At 74.0% G+C, this 4,949-nt stretch carries 5 protein-coding genes; 3 read left to right on the top strand and 2 right to left on the bottom strand.

The window, feature by feature from the left end; all coding sequences use genetic code 11:
* Nucleotides 1-93: 93 nt before the first annotated feature.
* Nucleotides 94-648 (bottom strand): NAD(P)H-dependent oxidoreductase, encoded by a 555-nt coding sequence (locus ACWCPM_RS34580; protein ID WP_450980227.1) that lies wholly within the window; start codon nt 646-648, stop codon nt 94-96.
* 116 nt (nt 649-764) lie between these two features.
* Here ACWCPM_RS34580 and ACWCPM_RS34575 point away from each other — a divergent pair, with 116 nt between their 5' ends.
* Both ACWCPM_RS34575 and ACWCPM_RS34570 read left to right on the top strand, forming a co-directional pair.
* Nucleotides 765-1,526, top strand: coding sequence for a TetR/AcrR family transcriptional regulator (locus ACWCPM_RS34575; RefSeq protein ID WP_450980226.1), 762 nt, complete (start codon nt 765-767; stop codon nt 1,524-1,526).
* 163 nt (nt 1,527-1,689) lie between these two features.
* Nucleotides 1,690-2,724, top strand: coding sequence for a LacI family DNA-binding transcriptional regulator (locus ACWCPM_RS34570; protein ID WP_450980225.1), 1,035 nt, complete (start codon nt 1,690-1,692; stop codon nt 2,722-2,724).
* Between the two features lie 152 nt (nt 2,725-2,876).
* Here ACWCPM_RS34570 and trxA read toward each other — a convergent pair whose 3' ends face one another.
* The gene (trxA, locus tag ACWCPM_RS34565) at nt 2,877-3,260 is read right to left on the bottom strand and encodes a thioredoxin (protein WP_450980224.1); all 384 of its coding nucleotides are present in this window, start codon (nt 3,258-3,260) and stop codon (nt 2,877-2,879) included.
* Nucleotides 3,261-3,406: 146 nt separating this feature from the next.
* Between trxA and ACWCPM_RS34560 the strand changes: the two genes are divergently transcribed.
* Nucleotides 3,407-4,840 carry a dihydrolipoyl dehydrogenase family protein gene (locus tag ACWCPM_RS34560; RefSeq protein ID WP_450980223.1) on the top strand — a complete coding sequence of 478 codons (1,434 nt, stop codon included), beginning with the start codon at nt 3,407-3,409 and terminating at the stop codon, nt 4,838-4,840.
* The last annotated feature ends 109 nt before the right edge of the window (nt 4,841-4,949 follow it).

Below are 4,949 nucleotides of genomic sequence, written 5' to 3'. Positions count from 1 at the left end.
GGGGGGGGGGGGGGGGCGCCGCCCGGAGGGGGGGCCCGCGCCCCCCCCCCGCGCGGGGGCGGCCCCCCCCCGGCCGGGTGCGGGGGCCGGTGATCAGGCGGCCTGCGGCGCCGCCTGCACGCGTGCCACGACCTCCGCGAGCTGGGCGGCGACCTCGGCGTCGTCGACCGGGTGGGTCTCGGCGAAGCGGGCGCCGGAGCCGGGGATGGCGAGCTTGACGTCCTCCAGCACGGTCGCGCCGGCGATGCCGAGCGCCTTGCGGGCCTCGTCCTGCGCCCAGGCGCCGCCGTACTGGCCGAAGGCGGTGCCGACCACGGCGACGGGCTTGCCGCCCAGCGCGCCGGCGCCGTACGGGCGGGACAGCCAGTCGATGGCGTTCTTCAGCACGGCCGGCATGGTGCCGTTGTACTCCGGCGTGACCAGCAGGAGGGCGTCGGCCGCGGCGGCGGCCTCACGCAGACGCTCGGCGGCGGCAGGGACGGTGCCCGCGACGTCGATGTCCTCGTTGTAGAAGGGGATCTCCGCCAGGCCCTCGTACAGCTGAACGTCGACACCCTCGGGGGCGATCTTGACGGCGGCCTCGGCGAGCTGGCGGTTGTGCGAGCCGGCGCGGAGGCTGCCGACGAGAGCGAGGATGCGTACAGACATGAAGAACTCCATGGAAATGCCGTGTGGGGTAGGTATCCGGACCGGGGTCCGTTTAGATTTCTATCATCCTAACCGGACCGCGGTCCATTTTCTTCCCCGTGCTCTACGCTGGCGTCATGTCCTCCTCCCTGCCGCCCTTCCCGGAATCCCTTGAGCCGCTGGGTGCGCCCGAGTTGCTGGAACTCGGACCGTCCGCCGAGGAGGAGTGCCTGCGCGCGGACGCGGCGCGCAACCGCGCCCGGCTGCTGGAGGCCGCCGGCCGGCTGGTCGCGGAGCACGGCGCGGCGTCGCTGACCATGGAGGCCGTGGCCACGGCCGCGTCGGTGGGCAAGGGCACCGTCTTCCGCCGCTTCGGGGACCGGGTCGGTCTGCTGACGGCACTGCTGGACCACTCCGAGAAGAAGTTCCAGGCCGCCTTCCTCGGCGGCCCGCCGCCGCTGGGGCCCGGCGCGCCGCCGGTGGAGCGGCTGCGCGCGTTCGGCCGCGCGTCCCTGCGCCGGTCGGTGGAGCAGCTGGACCTCCAGCTCGCCGCCGAGGGGACCCCCGAGCGCCGGCACAGCGCGCCGTCCCGGCAGTTGCTGCACCGGCACCTGACCGTGCTGCTGCGGCAGGTGGTCCCGGAAGCGGACTGCGTCCTGCTCGCCCAGACGCTGATGGGCTACCTCGACCCCGCGGTGGTCCACCATCTGACCGGGCGCCGCGACATGCCGTTGGAGCGGCTGGAGGCCGGGTGGGTCGACCTGGTGGCGCGCCTCACGCGGACCGAGTCCCCGCCCGCCGGGACCCTGATCGAGCGGCAGTGCGCCGCCGAGGAGTCCAGCACGGACGAGTCCCACACGGACGAGTCGCGCACGGGGGAGCGACCCCGCACCGAGTAGCCGTGGGCGGCGGAGGAGTCGCGCGCGCGGCGGAGCGGCCGGTGACCGGGCGGTCCCGCCGGGTGCCGTGCGGAGCGTTCCACCGGCCCGCGTTCGTTGAAGGCTGGAGCACGTCGCCCCGCCCGCCTCCCCTGCCGCCGCCTCTGCCAGGATGCGGTGCGTCATGGTGCAGATACCGAACACACCCGCGTCCGTGCCGCCGGCGCAGCGCTCCGCGCCCACGAGCGCCGATGTGGCCCGCCTGGCCGGCGTCTCGCGTGCGACCGTCTCGTACGTCCTCAACAACACCGGCGCCGTGCGGATCAGCGAGCCCACGCGCCGCCGGGTCCGCGCGGCCGCGAAGGAACTCGGCTACGTCCCGCACGCCGCCGCCCGCAGTCTGCGTGCCGGGCACAGCCGGATGGTTCTGCTGCCCTCTCCGGAGATCCCCGCCGGCCTGCTCTACGCGCGGTTCATCAACGAACTCCAGTGGGCGCTGAGCCGCCTCGACTACACGGTCGTGCAGTACGGCACCCTCGGCCCGCACGGCGACGAAGCCGCCGGAACCTGGGCCGAGTTACGGCCGGTCGCCGTGCTGGTGCCCGGCGAGGGCCTGGGTCCGCAGGCGGTGGCGGTGCTCAAGCGTTCCGGCGCCCGGGCGGTGGTCACCCTCGGCCCGGCGAGCGTGGAGGGCGCGCACGCCCTGCTCATGGACCACGCGGCCGTGGGCCGGGTGGCGGCGCGTCATCTCCACGACCGAGGCCGGCGCCGTATCGGCGTGGTCATGCCGGTGGAACCCGGCCTGGAGTCGTACTCCCGGCCGCGTCTGGACGGCGTACGGCAGGCCCTGCACGGTACCGACGCCGTCGTCACCGAGCTGCCCCTCGCCTACGACGAGGCGGCGGCCGCCGGCCTCGCCGCGCGGTGGCGCGGGCTCGGCCTCGACGGTGTCTTCGCGTACAACGACGAGTACGCGATGCTGCTGATGCGCGCTCTGCAGGACGAGGGCCTTCGCATCCCGGAGGACACGGCGGTCGTCGGAGCGGACGACCTGATGCTGGGCCGGCTGCTGAGGCCTCGCCTCAGCACCGTCCACCTCGAACTGCCCTCGGGCCGGGACCTCGCGGAACTGGTGGACCGCGCCGTACGCGATCCGGCCGCCCCGCCCGGGAGACACGAGGTGCTGGGCGCCACGGTCGTGCACCGCGACTCCAGCTGACAGGCCGCGTCGCCACGCCCGGCGCCGGGGTCCGGCGCTGCGGCGAGGGCCGATACCAAGGCCCTCACCGGCGCGCGCCGGACGACGGTGACCGCCGGACGTGACGACGTACCCCTGCCGGGTGCCGGACGGAAAGGTGCCGGCACCGTGCCCTACTGGGCCTCGCCCTCCTGCGCCTGCTGCTCGGCGACGGCCTTGCGGACCTCGTCCATGTCCAGCTTGCGGGCCTGGCCGATGACGTCGCTGAGGGCGGCCTCCGGCAGGGCGCCGGGCTGGGCGAACACGGCGACCCGGTCGCGCACGATCATCAGCGTCGGAATCGACTGGATACCGAAGGCGGCGGCCAGCTCCGGCTGCGCCTCGGTGTCCACCTTGCCGAACACCAGGTCCGGATTGTCCTCGGCGGCCTTCTCGTACACCGGGGCGAACTGCCGGCACGGCCCGCACCATGACGCCCAGAAGTCGATCAGCACGAACTCGTTGTCCGCGACCGTCTGGTCGAAGTTCTCCTTGGTGAGCTCGACAGTCTGGCTCATGGCGTGATCCCTGCTTCCTGGTGTGGGGGTGGGGCCGTGTGCGAAAACACGGTCGGACCACCGGGTATTCCAGGTGCCCGACCGATCGTGCAACGGCGCGCGTACCCATGTGGGCACGCGCCACACCATCCACCAGACTGACCCCCATGACGGAAACGCAATCCATCGCCTACGACGTCGTTGTCCTCGGTGCCGGACCGGTGGGGGAGAACGTCGCCGACCGCACCCGCGCGGCCGGTCTGACCACCGCGATCGTGGAGAGCGAGCTGGTCGGCGGCGAATGCTCCTACTGGGCCTGCATGCCCAGCAAGGCCCTCCTGCGCCCGGTCACCGCCCGCGCGGACGCCCGCCGCGTGCCGGGGCTGCGCCAGCTGGTGCAGGGGGACCTCGACGTGACGGCGGTGCTCGCCCACCGGGACCGCTTCACCTCGCACTGGAAGGACGACGGCCAGGTCGCCTGGCTCGACGGCATCGGCGCCGATCTCCACCGAGGTCACGGCCGCCTCGCCGGACCGCGCAGGGTCGTCGTCACCGGTCCCGACGGCGAGGAGCGCACCCTCACGGCGCGGCACGCCGTCGCCGTCTGCACCGGCAGCCGCGCCGAACTGCCCGACCTGCCGGATCTCGCCGCCGTCCGGCCCTGGACCAGCAGGGAGGCGACCAGCTCCCCGGAGGTGCCGGGCCGGCTGATCGTGGTGGGCGGTGGCGTGGTCGCCACCGAGATGGCCACCGTCTGGCAGGCACTCGGCTCCCGCGTGACCCTCCTGGTGCGGGGCAAGGGCCTGCTGAACCGCATGGAACCCTTCGCCGGGGACATGGTCGCCGAGGCGCTCACCGAGGCCGGCGCGGACATCCGGACCGGCACGTCGGTCGCGTCGGTGACCCGGGACGACGGCACGGTCGTCGTCGTCACCGACCGCGGCGACCGCCTGGAGGCCGACGAGATCCTGTTCGCCATCGGGCGCGCCCCGCGCACCGACGACATCGGCCTCGACACCGTCGGCCTGGAGCCGGGTTCCTGGCTGTCGGTCGACGAGAGCCTCCAGGTGTCCGGCACCGACTGGCTCTACGGCGTCGGCGACGTCAACCGTCGCGCGCTGCTGACCCACCAGGGCAAGTACCAGGCGCGGATCGCGGGCGCGGCCATCGCCGCCCGGGCCGCCGGCGAGCGGGTACCCGACTCCGGCGCCTGGGGAGCGTACGCCGCCACCGCCGACCACTCGGTCGTGCCGCAGGTCGTCTTCGCCGACCCGGAGGCGGCGTCCGCCGGGCTCTCCCTGGCGGAGGCCGAGCGGGCAGGGCACCGCGTCCGCGCGATCGACGTCCCCTTCTCCTCGGTCGCCGGAGCGGGCCTGTACGCGGAGGGCTACCAGGGGCGCGCCCGGATGGTCGTCGACGTGGAGCACGAGATCCTGCGCGGGGTGACCTTCGTGGGTCCGGCCGTCGCCGAGCTCATCCACTCGGCCAGTGTGGCCATCGCCGGCGAGGTTCCCCTGAGCAGGCTGTGGCACGCGGTGCCGTCGTATCCGACGATCAGTGAGGTGTGGCTGCGGCTGCTGGAGAGCTACCGGGACAACTAGTGCCGCGTCAGCCAAGGTTCGCCCCGTCGCGACGCCCGGCACGCCCTCTCGCCGCACCGGCCGAAAGCCCGAGTACGTCCAGTACGAGGGCTTCCGGTCGGCACGCCGA

Source organism: Streptomyces sp. NPDC002309, from assembly GCF_053593375.1.
Note: the sequence above shows the minus strand (reverse complement) of the source record. Positions and strands in the feature narration are given on the sequence as shown.

Coding starts and splice junctions, on each gene's coding strand:
- trxA (WP_450980224.1), bottom strand. CDS start 3,260: ATGAGCCAGACTGTCGAGCTCACCAAGGAGAACTTCGACCAGACGGTC.
- ACWCPM_RS34575 (WP_450980226.1), top strand. CDS start 765: ATGTCCTCCTCCCTGCCGCCCTTCCCGGAATCCCTTGAGCCGCTGGGT.
- ACWCPM_RS34570 (WP_450980225.1), top strand. CDS start 1,690: ATGGTGCAGATACCGAACACACCCGCGTCCGTGCCGCCGGCGCAGCGC.
- ACWCPM_RS34560 (WP_450980223.1), top strand. CDS start 3,407: ATGACGGAAACGCAATCCATCGCCTACGACGTCGTTGTCCTCGGTGCC.
- ACWCPM_RS34580 (WP_450980227.1), bottom strand. CDS start 648: ATGTCTGTACGCATCCTCGCTCTCGTCGGCAGCCTCCGCGCCGGCTCG.